This window comes from Lacihabitans lacunae (genome assembly GCF_042649125.1).
GTDB classification, from domain to species: Bacteria; Bacteroidota; Bacteroidia; order Cytophagales; family Spirosomataceae; genus Leadbetterella; species Leadbetterella lacunae.
Window position 1 is genome coordinate 1,738,545 of sequence record NZ_JBHRYQ010000001.1, and the last position, 15,064, is coordinate 1,753,608.

16 protein-coding genes are annotated in these 15,064 nt (G+C 37.4%); 9 read left to right on the top strand and 7 right to left on the bottom strand.

What is annotated here, in order from left to right:
• The first annotated feature begins 11 nt into the window (after positions 1-11).
• Positions 12-878, top strand: coding sequence for a carbon-nitrogen hydrolase (locus ACFOOI_RS07585; protein WP_379836720.1), 867 nt, complete (start codon positions 12-14; stop codon positions 876-878).
• Between the two features lie 84 nt (positions 879-962).
• Here ACFOOI_RS07585 and ACFOOI_RS07590 read toward each other — a convergent pair whose 3' ends face one another.
• Positions 963-1,388, bottom strand: a complete 426-nt coding sequence (locus tag ACFOOI_RS07590) for an NfeD family protein (protein ID WP_379836722.1) — start codon at positions 1,386-1,388, stop codon at positions 963-965.
• Between the two features lie 7 nt (positions 1,389-1,395).
• A complete protein-coding gene (locus tag ACFOOI_RS07595; protein ID WP_379836724.1) occupies positions 1,396-2,307 on the bottom strand; it encodes an SPFH domain-containing protein in 912 nt (303 codons plus the stop codon).
• 263 nt (positions 2,308-2,570) lie between these two features.
• Here ACFOOI_RS07595 and ACFOOI_RS07600 point away from each other — a divergent pair, with 263 nt between their 5' ends.
• Positions 2,571-4,160, top strand: a complete 1,590-nt coding sequence (locus ACFOOI_RS07600; RefSeq protein WP_379836726.1) for a pseudouridine synthase — start codon at positions 2,571-2,573, stop codon at positions 4,158-4,160.
• Positions 4,161-4,196: 36 nt separating this feature from the next.
• On the top strand, positions 4,197-4,745 hold the full coding sequence (locus ACFOOI_RS07605; protein WP_379836728.1) for a hypothetical protein: 549 nt from the start codon (positions 4,197-4,199) through the stop codon (positions 4,743-4,745).
• A gap of 53 nt (positions 4,746-4,798) precedes the next feature.
• On the opposite strand, the gene ACFOOI_RS07610 is transcribed toward ACFOOI_RS07605, so the two are convergent.
• Together ACFOOI_RS07610 and ACFOOI_RS07615 are read right to left on the bottom strand one after the other, a co-directional pair.
• Positions 4,799-5,119: a hypothetical protein gene (locus tag ACFOOI_RS07610; RefSeq protein ID WP_379836730.1), complete on the bottom strand. Its 321-nt coding sequence runs from the start codon at positions 5,117-5,119 to the stop codon at positions 4,799-4,801.
• Between the two features lie 68 nt (positions 5,120-5,187).
• Entirely contained in the window at positions 5,188-5,970 is a 783-nt protein-coding gene (locus ACFOOI_RS07615; RefSeq protein ID WP_379836732.1) for a T9SS type A sorting domain-containing protein, read from the bottom strand.
• Positions 5,971-6,070: 100 nt separating this feature from the next.
• On the opposite strand from ACFOOI_RS07615, the gene ACFOOI_RS07620 reads away from it, so the two are divergent.
• The 3 genes from ACFOOI_RS07620 to ACFOOI_RS07630 all read left to right on the top strand — a co-directional run bounded on the left by ACFOOI_RS07620 (position 6,071) and on the right by ACFOOI_RS07630 (position 9,283).
• Positions 6,071-6,766, top strand: a complete 696-nt coding sequence (locus ACFOOI_RS07620; RefSeq protein ID WP_379836734.1) for an SOS response-associated peptidase — start codon at positions 6,071-6,073, stop codon at positions 6,764-6,766.
• Between the two features lie 7 nt (positions 6,767-6,773).
• Positions 6,774-7,067, top strand: a complete 294-nt coding sequence (locus ACFOOI_RS07625) for a putative quinol monooxygenase (protein WP_379836736.1) — start codon at positions 6,774-6,776, stop codon at positions 7,065-7,067.
• Between the two features lie 329 nt (positions 7,068-7,396).
• Positions 7,397-9,283 (top strand): M1 family metallopeptidase, encoded by a 1,887-nt coding sequence (locus ACFOOI_RS07630; protein ID WP_379836738.1) that lies wholly within the window; start codon positions 7,397-7,399, stop codon positions 9,281-9,283.
• A 26-nt stretch (positions 9,284-9,309) separates the two neighbouring features.
• Here the strand turns inward: ACFOOI_RS07630 and ACFOOI_RS07635 are convergent, their stop codons facing one another.
• The 3 genes from ACFOOI_RS07635 to ACFOOI_RS07645 all read right to left on the bottom strand — a co-directional run bounded on the left by ACFOOI_RS07635 (position 9,310) and on the right by ACFOOI_RS07645 (position 12,758).
• On the bottom strand, positions 9,310-10,587 hold the full coding sequence (locus ACFOOI_RS07635; protein WP_379836740.1) for a metal-dependent hydrolase family protein: 1,278 nt from the start codon (positions 10,585-10,587) through the stop codon (positions 9,310-9,312).
• 102 nt (positions 10,588-10,689) lie between these two features.
• The gene (locus ACFOOI_RS07640) at positions 10,690-11,196 is read right to left on the bottom strand and encodes a uridine kinase family protein (RefSeq protein WP_379836742.1); all 507 of its coding nucleotides are present in this window, start codon (positions 11,194-11,196) and stop codon (positions 10,690-10,692) included.
• Between the two features lie 8 nt (positions 11,197-11,204).
• Entirely contained in the window at positions 11,205-12,758 is a 1,554-nt protein-coding gene (locus ACFOOI_RS07645) for a helicase HerA-like domain-containing protein (RefSeq protein ID WP_379836744.1), read from the bottom strand.
• 183 nt (positions 12,759-12,941) lie between these two features.
• On the opposite strand from ACFOOI_RS07645, the gene ACFOOI_RS07650 reads away from it, so the two are divergent.
• The 3 genes from ACFOOI_RS07650 (at position 12,942) to lipA (ending at position 15,057) form a co-directional block, all read left to right on the top strand.
• Positions 12,942-13,139, top strand: coding sequence for a hypothetical protein (locus ACFOOI_RS07650; RefSeq protein WP_379836746.1), 198 nt, complete (start codon positions 12,942-12,944; stop codon positions 13,137-13,139).
• A 266-nt stretch (positions 13,140-13,405) separates the two neighbouring features.
• Positions 13,406-14,179: a hypothetical protein gene (locus tag ACFOOI_RS07655; protein ID WP_379836748.1), complete on the top strand. Its 774-nt coding sequence runs from the start codon at positions 13,406-13,408 to the stop codon at positions 14,177-14,179.
• The gene (lipA, locus tag ACFOOI_RS07660; RefSeq protein ID WP_379836750.1) at positions 14,176-15,057 is read left to right on the top strand and encodes a lipoyl synthase; all 882 of its coding nucleotides are present in this window, start codon (positions 14,176-14,178) and stop codon (positions 15,055-15,057) included. Before ACFOOI_RS07655 ends, lipA begins: the two co-directional genes overlap by 4 nt.
• The last annotated feature ends 7 nt before the right edge of the window (positions 15,058-15,064 follow it).

The following is a 15,064-nucleotide window of genomic DNA, read 5'->3' on the forward strand; positions in this document are numbered from 1 at the left end:
AAAACATGACAATGAAAGATATTAATATAGGTTTGGTACAAATGAGCTGTGACTCAGATGTGCAACAAAATAAAGACAAGGCAATTTTGAAAATCAAAGAAGCCGCTGCGAAGGGTGCTCAAATAATTTGCCTGCAAGAGTTATTTACCTCGCTGTATTTTTGTGATGTAGAAGACCATGAGAATTTCAAATTAGGAGAGGCTATCCCAGGGCCAACTACGGACCTTTTACAGCCTTTAGCCAAAGAACTTGGGGTAGTTATTATTGCCTCTTTATTTGAAAAAAGAGCACAGGGACTTTACCATAACACCACTGCGGTAATTGACGCCGACGGTGAATATCTTGGAAAATACCGTAAAATGCACATTCCAGACGATCCGGGGTATTTTGAAAAATTTTATTTCACTCCGGGCGATTTAGGTTATAAGGTTTTTGAAACAAAGTTTGCCAAAATAGGCGTGCTTATCTGCTGGGATCAATGGTACCCCGAGGCGGCAAGAATCACCTCTTTGATGGGTGCTGAAATTCTATTTTTTCCAACTGCCATCGGCTGGGATATGGACGAAAAAGACCCCGTAATAAATCAGGAGCAATATGAGGCTTGGCAGACCATACAACGCTCACACGCTGTGGCAAATGGCGTTTATGTGGTATCTGTAAACCGTGTAGGCGTAGAAGCCAATCAGCAGTTTTGGGGTGGCTCGTTTGTAGCAAATCCGCATGGAAGGCTCCTGTATTTGGCATCGCACGATAAGGAAGAAACCCACGTGGAGAAGATAGATATTTCAAAAACCGAATACTACAGAACCACTTGGCCTTTTTTGAGAGATCGCCGCATAGACAGCTATCAGCCAATCGTAAAAAGATTTATAGATTAAAATTATAAATCATCTTTTTGGTTAAAAATAAAAATAGGCCTCTGATTTCTCGGAGGCCTATTATGTTTTAATGATTTTTTTATTTCAAATTTCTTCTACAATTAGCTTAATTCCATCTATTTTTCGAATAACCACTTTCGCGTTTGCGGCTATTGCTTTTCCGTTTTTTTCGAGGGCAATCCAATCGGTACCTCTGTAAAAAACCTTACCTTCTGAATCTGCACCAATCTCTAAAGAAACTATGGCGTGCTCGTCTACAAATTCAGTAAATGTTTGTCCTTTTTTTAGGAATGCATCCATGAATTTTTCTCTAAAAAGATATAAACTCAGCAGCGATACCAATCCAAAAACGCCCACTTGTGTAGGCAAGTCGTCGAAGACGCCCATATAAGTCAAAAGCCCAACGATGATTGCTGCTATTCCGAAAAAGACCGAGTAAAATGAAACTGAAATAATTTCAATTATGAGTAATATTACTCCCAACACTACCCAAGTACTTGCGGCAGACATATCCATATTATTTGCTATTTTCTTGTTTAATCACATTCATTGCTGTGGCAATAACCCCAGCCATATCGGCCATATTGGAAGGCAAAATCATTGTATTTGAAGCTTTCGCTATTTTTCCAAATTGCTCAATATAGTTTTCGGCTACTTTAAGTTGAATCGCCTCTAAACCACCTTTAGTTTGAATAGAATCTGCTACCAAACGAATAGAATCTGCAGTTGCTTCTGCTACCGCTCTCAAAGCTTGAGCCTCACCTTCTGCCCTATTTATTTGCAAAAGTTTTTGACCTTCTGACTCCAACACTACGCGTTCTTTTTCTCCTTGAGCCATGTTGATAGCCGACTGTTTTTTACCTTCTGATTCCAAAATCACAGATCTTTTCTCTCTTTCGGCTTGCATCTGTTTTTCCATGGCCTGTAAAACCGTAGCGGGAGGCGAAATATTCTTTATTTCATATCGAAGTACTTTTACTCCCCAACCTATAGCAGCCTCGTCAATAGCGGCTACCACGGCCGTGTTGATGATCATACGCTCCACAAAAGTCTTATCCAGGTCTATTTTTCCTATTTCGCTACGCATAGTGGTTTGAGCCAACTGCGTTACCGCAAAAACGTAATCGTTAATACCATACGAGGCTTTTTGAGGGTCTACTACTTGTAAAAAAATCACACCGTCTACACGTACTTGCACGTTATCACGTGTTATACAAATTTGTTCATGAATATCATATGCTTGTTCTTTTAATGAATGTTTATACGCCACTCTGTCTAAAAAAGGCATGATAAAAGTAATGCCCGGCTGCAAAACGCCGTTAAACTTTCCGAGTCGCTCTATAATATAAGCTCTTTGCTGGGGCACAACTTTAACTGACATGGTGATTACCACCACAATCAATAGGGTTACGGCTAAAATTGAATACATGTTATTAGTGATTTAATTGAATGAATAATATTTTTTTTATCAAAGTTAAGGTTTCGTGGGCCACCCGAAAGTGAATTCGGATAAATATCAATCTTTCACGTAAGATAGGCTACCCGAATGGACAAACGGTAAGTATTTGTATATTTTCTCTATTTAATTGTATTTCAATCTTTAACCAAACAAAATAATAAGCAAATAAGGCATAAATCGCTGATTTTAAATTAAATTGCAAGCTTAAATACAGTAGTGATATTGCAAAGAAAATGAAAGACAAACCATTCGGAAGAAAAAACCTATCAGGAGGTTCAAGCAAACCTGACAGTAAAAGGCCTAGGAAATTTGACAGCGACAATACTAGGAAAGTCTCTGATAAACCCCAAAGGTTTGAGGGAAGCAGAGACGACAGACCTTCAAAGTTTGACGGTAACAGAGGTGGTTCAGATAGAAAACCATCGGGAGACAGACCTTCTCGTTTTGACTCTGACAGAAAACCATCGGGAGATAGACCTTCACGTTTTGATTCTGACAGAAAACCATCTGGAGACAGACCTTCTCGTTTTGACTCTAACAGACCCAAAGGCAGAGACGAAGGCAGATCGCCAAGATACGGCGGAAACAACGACAGATCATTTGACAAAAAACCTTCGAGCGATAGATTCTCTAATGATTTTAGATCTGACTCAAACGACAGACCAAAGAGATTTGAAGGATCAAACGACAGAAAGCCAAGCAGCGACCGTCCGTCAAGATTTGATGGAAAAGGACCTACGAGCGGATTTAAAAGAGATGAATCGCGAGGAGATTTCAAAAGAGACGACTCAAGAGGAGGCTTTAAAAGAGAAGAAGCTAGAGGGAATTTTAAAAGAGACAGCAGCAGAGGCGATTTTAAAAGAGACGAAAAAGGCGAATTTAGAAGAGTAGACGAAAGAGGGAATTTTAAAAGAAATTATCCATCTACAGGAAGATACGATTCTGATAAAAAACCTGGTTTTGATAAAGAATTTTCGAAAAACCAAGGCCTTAAAGCCAAATGGGAAGACCGCCAAGTAGGCCCTAAAAGGGCTCCAAACTACAGCGAAGAAAGACTAAAGTCGCATTTACCTCCAAAAGTGAGACAAAAAGTAGAAAAAAACGAATCTAAAGTAGATTCAATCAGACTTAACAGATACATAGCAAATGCAGGATTGTGCTCAAGAAGAGAAGCAGATGAATTTATAGCTTCGGGGCAAATCACGGTAAACGGCAAAACCATTTCAGAAATGGGCTACCAAGTGCAGCCTTCTGACGTAGTAAAATATGGACGTAAGATACTTAACAGAGAAAAACTGATGTATCTTTTGCTAAACAAACCAAAAGATTTTATAACCACTACTGACGATCCCGAAGGAAGACGCACAGTTATGGAACTGGTTAACAATGCTTGCGAAGAGCGTATTTACCCAGTTGGAAGACTAGACAGGGCAACCACAGGGCTCCTTTTGATGACTAACGATGGAGAACTTGCCGATAAGCTGTCGCACCCTACTAACGATATCAAAAAAATATATCAAGTAGAATTAGACAAACCTTTAACCAACGAGCATTTTGACCAAATCTTGCTTGGAGTTGAGCTAGAAGACGGTATTGTGAAAGCAGACGAGCTTTCTGCGGTTACCCCTGACGCTGAGGTTATTGGGATAGAGATTCACAGTGGTAAAAACAGAATTGTTAGAAGAATATTTGAAAGCCTTGGTTATGAAGTTTTAAAACTTGACAGAACTACATATGCAGGTTTAACTAAAAAAGATTTACCTAGAGGAAAATGGAGATTTTTGTCTGAAAAAGAGGTAATTAGATTAAAATATTTAATCTAAAGTTTTGTATTTTTGTAATAAAACAAATCAAATCAAATGGAAGAAAACAAAAAAGACCTTACCGATCAAGCCGCTGATATGGCATCGAAAGCAAAAGAAGTAGCCTCTGAAAAACTTTCAGAAGCAAAAGAAGAAGCAGCTGAATTAATATCTGATATTAAAGAAGAAACAGCAGAGAAATTTGCTGAAGCAAAAGAAAAAGCATCTGAGCTGGCTGAAGATGCTTCTGAGGCATTTAATGCTGCCAAAGAAAAGGTTTCGGGAATGGTAGATACGGATAAAATCAAAGCTGAAGCTACTGAAAAGTTTACAGAAGCAAAAGCGAAGGCTTCTGAGCTAGCGGATGAAGCCACTGAGGCATTTAATTCAGCAAAAGCAAAAGTTTCTGAAGTGGTTAATTCTGAAAAAATGAATGAACTAAAAAATGAAGCTTCTGAAAAATTTGAAGACTTAAAAGAAGACGCTGAAGAAGCTCTTAACAAAGCAAAAAACAAAGCAGGCGAACTAGCTCACGAGGCAGAAGAGGCTGTAGAAGAAGTTACAAAAAAAGCGAAAGGATTTTTCGCTAAGCTTTTTGGAAAGTAATTTTCAAAAAATATGGTTAACAAAAAAAACACTTGGCTTGCCAAGTGTTTTTTTTATGATTTAGTCTCACAATATATCTGTTTTGCATTTGGCGGAACCTCTGAAATCTTATCTTCAAACGTGAAGTCGAGCAGGCCACCAAACAAAAGCACAAAAAACTTAACGACCATATTCTTGGCTGAGTTGTAGACTTTTTCTAAGATCCCTTCTTTTTTTTCAGAATTAGAATCTTTTAAAAAATCTCTATCATCGCCAGCTTGAATCTTTTTCTTTTTAGATTCAATCCGCAAATGATTACTATTTTCAATTAACCCGATGGCTTGAACCTCTCCAATTCCTAAAAATAACACGAGCATTAAAAATAGTTTTTTCATAGCTTTTCTGTTTGATAAAACAAATATAAAAAACATATAGTAATATGCAATACAAAGTACTGAAATTTTTATTCAATTTTGATTTTCTTTGTTTGTCCATCTTCACCTTGAGCCACTATAACCACATAAGTTCCCTTAGCTCCTTTTTTAAGCTTTAACTGCCCCACATACTCACCTTTAAAGTTTTTGGCGGTGGTTTTAGCTTCTACATTCCCTTTTAAGTCCAAAACGGTTATGCTTACATCGCCTTCGCCTGGAGCATAGAATCTTACATTTAAAACATCCGTATCAGGTCTATTTGTAAAAACATCAAGCGAACGAATGGTGGCAGCATCATTAAATTTAAAAATATGATCGTCTAATTCATAAAGTCTCGCACCTTTTAACTTATTCGGCAAATCGGCCATTTTATCGTGAAGCCTTTCCATTTCAAATTCAAACTCCCCTTTTCTTCTGTTGTAATTTTCCTTTCTACTTCTCGCATAATCTCTTGATCCGTACCATCTTGGAGAGTCCCCATCGTTGTCTTCTTCCCACTCAAAATCCCTTTCGTCACTGTCTTTTATTATTACTCTGACTTGCTTCTCTCCTTTTATATCATGAATAAGCGTGTCTTGTATGTCTTCTATAAATGTCAAACTTTGGCCATTCTCAATATCTTTCGCGTCGATTTCTTTTTCAATAATCTCCACTTTGCCGTTGATGCTTTTTTCTATTCTTACACGTTTTTTCCCTGGAGTAGAGCCCTCTGTTATTTCTACTTGGGTTTTAATTTCTTTTTTTTGTTCTTTTTGAGCATTTGCAATTCCAAAAATGGATACCAAAAGGCCCATTAATATTACTTTTTTCATAACTTTAAATTTATTTTAGTTTAGTATATAGATGGTTTTATTTTACGAAGGTTGCATTTTATTGCTGATTTTTCTTTCAAAAACTCTTAATAAAAGTTAAATGTGTTTTCACAATTCTATCAACACCGACAAACAAAGTCTGGAGAAAAAATACAAAGCCAAACTGAAAGGTGAGCAGAAGCCAATATTTCATGCCAACGCATTTGAATATCAGAAATGGCCAATAATCCCTATCAAAAGTGAGTTTATAGAACAAATGAATTGGGGCCTAATACCGAGTTGGGCAGATTCGCCTTCTAAAATTCAAGAGATTAGAAGCAAAACACTGAATGCCCGCATAGAAACTATTTCTGAAAAACCTTCCTTTAAAAACGCTAAGAAATGTATTGTGCCTTCTACAGGTTTCTTTGAATGGCAACTTGTGGGCAATACCAAAATCCCCTATTTTATATTTGTACCCGAAATGCCCATTTTTTCTATGGCGGGCCTATTTGATTCGCATGTAAACACCCAAGGAGAACTTGTGAATACATTTAGTATATTGACCACAGAGGCCAATAGCTTGATGGCAGAAATACACAACACAAAAAAAAGAATGCCTGTACTTTTGGATCAAAAACAAGAACAACTTTGGCTAAATGATGAGCTTGCCGCCGAAGAGCTTTACGTGCCTTTTGATTCAAAAAAAATGAAAGCTTATACCATCGGAAATACCATTAGTTCTAAAAATCACAACAGCAAAGAAGTGAATGCACCTAAGGTGATACAAGTAAGTGAGCAACTTAATTTATTTTAAAATAAAAATGATTACAAGAATAGTTAAACTCACATTTGACCCTACCAAAGTTTCGGAGTTTCTTAGTTTTTTAGAGGAATTCAAAACCCAAATCAGGAATTTTCCCGGCTGTGAAATGTTAGAATTTCTACAAGAAGTAAACAAACCAAATGTGATTATGACGCACAGCCAATGGCAGTCAGAAAAAGATTTGGAAGCCTATAGAAATTCTGAATTTTTTAAACATGTTTGGGCCAATACAAAAATCCATTTTATAGAAAAACCCGAAGCAATCACATTAAATATCTTAGACAAACTATAGTGGCACATTTTTCGTTAGAAGATTAACGAATCATTAGTTTCATAATCATTATGCGTATCAAAAGCCTATTTATTTTATTTTTTTTAGTATTAAACATTTCAGCTTTTGCGGGCGAAAACCGCTCTTTTTCCGAAAATAAAGAAGTCAGCATTTTTGAAAAAGGCAAAAAAAACAAGAATGGCCGGTACAAAAAAAGAAAGCATCGCTTAAAAAAACTTCTTATGGGAAAGCGATATTGTGATTGTCCAAAACATTAATTCTTAGCCCAAACTAAACGTATCTCCCTCATTTTTGCTTAAATTGGCTTTCCAAAATCATTAGTCAATTTTATGGCCCCTTATTTTAGATTTACCTTTATTTTTCTTTTCGCTTTTTCGGCATTCGCCCAAAAAACAGACATAGCGAATTACGACATCCAAGCTAAATTAAATCCTGAAACTAAGACCATTATAGGTGAAGAGACCATAACGTGGACAAACACCACCAATACTCCTACCCAAGAGCTACAATTCCATCTCTATCTAAATGCCTTCAGGGACGAAAACTCTACATTTATGAAAGAGTCTGGTGGACAACTCAGAGGAGACAAAATAGACACCACCTCAAGAAAAAACTATGGAAACATATACCTGAGCAGCATAAGAATAGGCCAAAGTTCAAATCTTGTTTCTAAAATCAGGTACATTCAGCCTGATGACTTGAATTCAAAAGACCGAACAGTTATAAGCCTCGCTTTAGCAAAACCTATTTTGCCTGGAAAAACCATTCAAGTTCAAATAGGATTCAAATCCTTACTTCCTAAAATATTTGCACGAACAGGCTGGGCGAACAACGATTATTTTATGGTTGGGCAATGGTTCCCTAAAATCGGCGTATTTGAATCAAAAAACAACCAAGCTGCTCAATGGAATTGCCACCAGTTTCATGCTCATTCTGAATTTTATGCAGACTTTGGCACCTACAGAGTAAACATTAACATCCCGAAAGAATTTAAAGTTGCCGCTACTGGAGCACTAAAATCAGAGACAAACAATAAAGATAAAACCAAAAATTTGTTTTTTGAAGCAAGTAAAGTTCATGACTTTGCTTTTGCGGCATCGCCACATTTTAAAGTTTTCAAAACCTCACATTTGGGCACAGGTATTCAAGCATTTATGCAGCCTGAGCACGCCTATCAAGTAGAAAGGTATTTTTCATCTGTAAAAAATGCCATGGACTATATGGCGAAAAACGTGGGTGCATATCCACATAAAACACTTTCTTTAATAGATCCTTCACTTTCTGGTTCTGGCTCAGGCGGCATGGAGTACCCAACACTAATCACCTGCGGATCGTATTGGGGTATAGGCCAATGGGGCAAATACGCAGAAGTGGTTACCATACATGAGTTTGTACACCAATATTTCCAAGGTATTTTGGCCTCAAACGAGTTTGAAGAATCGTGGATGGACGAGGGCTTTACGCAGTTTCATGAAGGCAAAATTATGGATACATATTATCCCGATGGCTCTACCTTAAATCTTTTTGGATTTACCATGAATGACTTAGCTACCTCGAGAATGGCATATGTTTCGATGGACAATCCGAGCATTACCGAAATTAACCGCAAGTCATGGCAATATCCGGGCGGAACCTATGGAATAATGACATACCAAAAAACAGCAACTTGGCTTAAAAACTTAGAAGGGCTTTTGGGTGAAAAAACATTTAAAAATGTGATAAAAACCTATTTCGATACTTATAAATTTAGACATCCAAACATGCAGAACTTTGTGAACGTCACAAACGAAGTAGTTCAAAAAGAAGGAAAATATGAATCTATGGACTGGTTTTTCCAGCAAGCAGTTTATTCTGCTCCAACTTGTGACTATGCCATAACAAAGTTAAAAAATGCAGCGAGAAAGCTTACACCTAGCGGCAACTTTACCATAGAGCGTTTGGGCGACATGACCCTTCCTGTGGAAATTAAAGTAGTTTTTGATGACAACAAATCAGAAACAATCTATTGGGACGGAAAAGAACGCATCAAAGAATATGCATTTAAGAAAAGAATTAAGTATGCACAAATAGACCCAAGCTATAAAAACTATTTGGACATGTACATGATAAATAACAGTTACAGTTCAAAGTCTTCGACTGCCGTAGCAGCCAAATATGGCACCAAAATGATTTTTTGGGCACAACAGGTCTTTTTTAGTCTTTTTGGTTTGGTTTAAATTAATAGCCTAAGTTCTTAAGTTTACTATTTCTTAAGATCAATGACTTTGCCATTTTTCATCACAAAAGTTACAGTTTTAATGTCTGAGATATTCACCGTTGGGTCTCCTTCTACTGCAATAATATCAGCAAAGTAACCGGACTTTATGCTTCCAAACTCGGTGTCTATATGAAAAGCGGTGGCATTTACTGAAGTAGCGGCCTTTAATGCTTCCAGGGGTTTCATGCCGTAGTCAACTAACATTTCTAGCTCTCGGGCATTTTCGCCATGTGGAAAAACTCCTACGTCACCTCCAAAACAAATCTTAACGCCTGCATTTAAGGCCTCAGAAAAACTCTTTCTTTTGGCCTTAATTCTATCTGGTTCTGGATCTACTCCTTTTTTCCAACCTCTGTATTGTGTTATGGCATCGCCAGCGGCTAGGGTCGGACATAAATACACGTTTTTATCCGCCATCATTTTCCAAATTTCAGGAGTGCCACCATCTCCATGTTCTATGGTCTCTATTCCTGCCAATATAGCCCTTTTCATTCCTTCTGGAGTAGATGCATGAGCCACAACTGGCCTGCCACTACTATTTGCTACCTCCACTATTAGCTTTAATTCGTCTAAGGTAAATGTAGGCATAGCAGTGGAGTTTAATCCCCATCTATAATCAGCATATACTTTTATGAGGTCGGCACCTTTACCAATTTGCATACGTACGGCTTTTATCAAATCGTCATGGCCGTCAGCTTCTTCGGCACCTTGAGGCACCTCCATATCTGAGGTAAAACCTTTGGGGCCGTAACTGCCCGTAGCTATCAAAGCTTTGGTGGCGATTAACATTCTTGGTCCCAAAATCACGCCATCATTAATTGCTTTTTTTAGCCCAACATCATCATATTCGGCACCTTCTGTGCCTAAGTCTCTCACCGTTGTAAATCCGGCACGCAGGGTACTCTCGGCATGCTTTACTGCTCTGGCAGTTCTGTATGCTCGCGACTCTTTGAGCACTTGCTCGTCCCAAGGTGTTTCGTTATATGGATGTAAAAACAAGTGCGAATGCCCTTCTATCAAACCCGGCAACAAGGTTTTCCCTTTTAAAACTACGACTTGAGTATTTGCGGGCAACGCCGAATCCAGTGTCTTCATCAAGTCCACTTTTTCTATTTTATTGTCTTTTATAAGCACACCATAGCCCGTTAGGACTTTTTCTCCGTCAAAAACCCGGTCAGGTTTTAGATAAAAATGCGTTTGAGAAAAGACTTGGTTAAAAACTGCACAAGCAATTATAGAAAAGTAAATTTTTAGGTTTTTCATGGCATGAAGGATTGTCAATTGGTATTTAACTTGTTAATGAGGAGTATGTTTCATTATAAAAGCTCAAAAGGTATTTTTCACAAAAAAAGAATGGAGAAATCATTATTTTTCTAAATACCCCAAAATCTTTTTCATATCAAACTCATCTTCACCAGAAGCAATTAGATAATCAGACTTTATAATAGAAGGTTTCCCGAGTTTGAGATAAGATTTCCAGATGTGATCTATATACCACGTGGGTATATAACCCCAGCGAGAATCCATGGCTTTACGAATAATGAAAGTACGCTTTGATATTTTAATAAAAAGACGTTTTTCGTAAAGTGAATTTAGTTTTGGGTCAAAAAAAGCAAAAAAACCTTCCACTATAACCACATCAAACCTGTGTTTGAAATCTGTAACCACTTCAAGCAAAAGCTCATGATCTATGGAGGCCGGAGATTCCCAGTCCGTTTTATCTCTCACTTTCGGAATCTGAGTTTCGGGAAACACAAAATCGTCTTGGTGAAAAATAATGGCTTTCTTACCGTTTTTTCTAAAATAAGTCACCAGTAGGTTAGCTAACGTACTTTTACCAGACCTACTGGGACCGCCAATTCCTATTACCATATTATTAATTAGAACCAGCTTGTTTTCTTTTTACTTCTTGAACTCGTACTACTTATTCCCAAAGCACCTAAAAGTGAGCGGGTAATTATATTTGCAGCAGTTCTGCCTATTTGACGAGTAACCGAACTCGAAAGTATAGTATCTAAAGTTGACTTTTCAGCTTTTCCAGACTTAGCTGCTGGCTTTTCGGCCTCTTCTTGCTCGTTTACTAGGTCTATTTTTTTATTTAAAATCTCATATGCACTCTCACGGTCTACAAGCTCGTTGTATTTTTTTGCTATTTTTGACTGAGCCACCAATTGGTCTATTTCCGAATCGGTCAATACATCCATACGGCTTCTCGGAGGCAACATATAACTAACTGCCAATGGCGTCGGAATCCCTTTTTCGTTAAGACAAGTCACTAGAGCTTCTCCAATTCCCATTGAAGTCAATACTTCTTCAGTTTTGTAAAAATCTGTTTCAGGGTAGTTATTGGCAGCTTCTTTTATAGTTTTTCTATCATTTGCTGTAAATGCCCTTAAGGCATGTTGTACTTTTAGACCAAGCTGACTAAGCACCGAAGCGGGCACATCTTGTGGATTTTGAGTCACAAAATATATCCCCACGCCTTTTGAACGAATAAGTTTAACTACCGTTTCTATTTGTTGTAGCAAAGCTTTTGATGCCTCTTGGAAAACCAAGTGGGCTTCATCTATAAATATCACCAATTTAGGCCTATCTTCATCGCCAGCCTCTGGTAATCCTGCGTAAAGTTCAGCCAAAAGACTCAACATAAACGTTGAGAAAAGCTTGGGTCTATCCATTAAATCTAACACTCTCAAAACAGAAATAATACCTCTGCCTTGGTTGTCAATTCGCATAAGGTCGTCTACATCAAACGAAGTTTCTCCAAAAAACACATCGGCTCCTTGGTGCTGAAGTTCAATCACTTTACGCATGATGGTGCCTACAGAGGCTGAAGACATTTTGCCATACGCACTCTCAAATTCTTCCTTGCCATCTTCGCCTACATATTGCAATACTTTAATGAAGTCTTTAAGATCAAGTAATGGAAGGCCATTATCGTCACAATACTTAAACACTACAGAGACAATTCCTTCCTGTGTGTCATTTAAACCTAAAATTTTTGAAAGAAGAATAGGCCCAAACTCAGAAACTGTGGCACGAAGCCTAGTTCCTTTTTGATCCGAAAGTGTCAATAATTCTACCGGAAAACCAGATGGATTGTAGGTAATACCGGCTGCATCTGCTCTTTCTGTAATGAAAGACTTGGCTTCGCCTGGCATAGCGATTCCGCTTAAGTCACCTTTAATATCCATTAACAATACCGGAATACTGGCATCGCTCATGGCTTCTGCCAATCCTTGTAAACTTTTCGTTTTTCCTGTACCTGTGGCACCTGCTATTAGCCCGTGCCTGTTTAAAGTAGAAAGTGGTATTTTTATTTGAGTCCCAGGTACCACTTGATCATCAAGCTTAGCCGCTCCTAATATTATTGAGTCACCTTTAAAAGTGTAACCCTTGTTTATTTCTTCTTTAAACTGATCTATTTTTGACATTTTTATAGGTATTATTTTAACGCTTTATCGCAATTTCTGAAATATTGATCGATTTTTAAAATATTAAATCAATTATCGTTTTTTTGACTACTATTATAAATAAAGTAACAGTCCTAAAAATCATTTTTAAACCAATCTATTAAGTTTGCACTTATATAACCTTAAGACATAAAAAAAAATGAGATGAAAGACATTTTAAATAAAATGGGATGGGCTTTAATAGGCTTTGGGGCTTTTATGATTTGCATATTGTTTATTTTAAACTTTACAAACCTTACTGAGCAAAGGGGTGAATCAAAGGCTTTACCATTTTATTATGTAATAATGTTTGTGATGATAATATGTGGTGCTCTTTTAAGGGTTTTGAGTAACAAAATCTAAAAAAAAACAGCTTGCCTAAATCTAATTCTTTGCACAGGTCAAGCCACGGTTGCAAAATCACTTACCTATATAAATTATAGATTCCCGTTAGTCGTGGGCTACAAGTGAGGCTAATTTTCTAAAATTTTGGAATAAAACAAAATTATTTCTTAAAAATTAGAAATATGAGATTAAAAAAAACGTAAATTGGTATGTCTCAATAGAACAAATAAAGGTAAATGGCCGTTTAAGTAAAAATGGCATTTCGCATAATTCAGGTAAAGCAAATGACGAATCAAACAAAAATAATATTCCTTTCATTATTAATAAGTTCTTTTTCAGCTTTTTCACAAAAAGAAGACGAAAAAAAGCTTGAAGACACCAAAACCTTGGCTTACGGAGTTACAACCAATAACTACAGCAGTTTACTAGGTGGTGTAGTCATAAGGTCCTCTACTCCATTCAAAATAAATAAAAACAAGGCGATCAATAGATATTTGGCACTTGAGGCAGTAAACCTTAAAAACCCGAGAGAAAAAGGCATTATCAGTGCATACGGCACCAAATTTATTTTCGGCAAAACCAATTACCTCTTTTCGCTAAGACCTGAGTATGGTAGAGAGTTCTATATTTTTGATAAAGCAGGAGAAAATAGCATCGGCTTTAGTGCTATTTTAGCTGCAGGACCTTCTTTTGGTTTACAAAAACCCTATTATATAAAATATATCAATGGCAGAGGCGAATCTCCTCAAACAGTGCCTTTTAATGCAGACATTCATACTGATATTGGAAAAATAGTAGGTGCGGGAAATATACTGCAAGGTTTTTTTAACGGTTTAAAAGTTATTCCAGGAGCACACGTAAAAGCTGCTGCAAATCTCGATATGAACTCATTTAATAACAACGTCACTGGTTTTGAAATCGGTACAGTTTTAGAGTTTTTCGTTAAAGAACCCGAGATTATCGCAAGTAAATTCTCCAAAAATCCTCAGGCCTTTACCACAGTTTATTTAACTTTGTATTTTGGAAACAAAAAACTCCTAAAAAACAAAAAGATATGACAGAAGAGCTACCAGCAGTAGCAGCTGAAAATGCCAGACCTAAAAGACCAGACTGGCTTAGAGTTAAACTACCCATAGGCGAAAACTACCGTAAGGTTAGAGAAGTAGTCGACAAAAATAAGTTACATACCATTTGTCAGAGCGGAAACTGCCCTAATATGGGCGAGTGCTGGGGTGAGGGCACGGCCACATTTATGATATTGGGAAATGTCTGCACACGTAGCTGCACTTTTTGTGCGGTAGCAACGGGAAGGCCCACCGAATATGATACTGACGAGCCGCAACGAGTAGCAGAAGCGATTGCCACAATGGGTGTAAAACACGCGGTTTTGACCTCTGTAAATAGAGATGAGTTAAAAGACAAAGGTGCCGAAATATGGTACCAGACCGTAATTTTGACTAAACAATTATCTCCAAAAACTACAATAGAAACGCTAATTCCTGACACAAAAGGTAATTGGGAAGCGTTATATAGAATGATTTCTGCAGGTCAAGAGGTGGTTTCGCATAATATGGAAACTGTAGAGAGACTTTACAGGCCTGTAAGACCACAAGCGAAATATGAAAGATCGCTTGAGCAAATTCGGAGAACCAAAGAATATGGCAAAAGAACCAAAACTGGTATAATGCTTGGTTTGGGCGAAACCCAAGATGAAGTTTACAAAGCCATGGACGACCTTGCAGAAAACGGATGTGACATACTTACACTTGGTCAGTATTTACAACCAACCAAAATGCACCACGAGGTGATTGAATTTATTCACCCTGACATGTTTGATTTGTACAGAGAAGAAGGCCTAAAAAGAGGCCTAAAATATGTAGAATCTGGTCCTTTGGTAAGATCAAGCTATCACTCAGAAAGACACGTAAACGTCTAAAAAATAA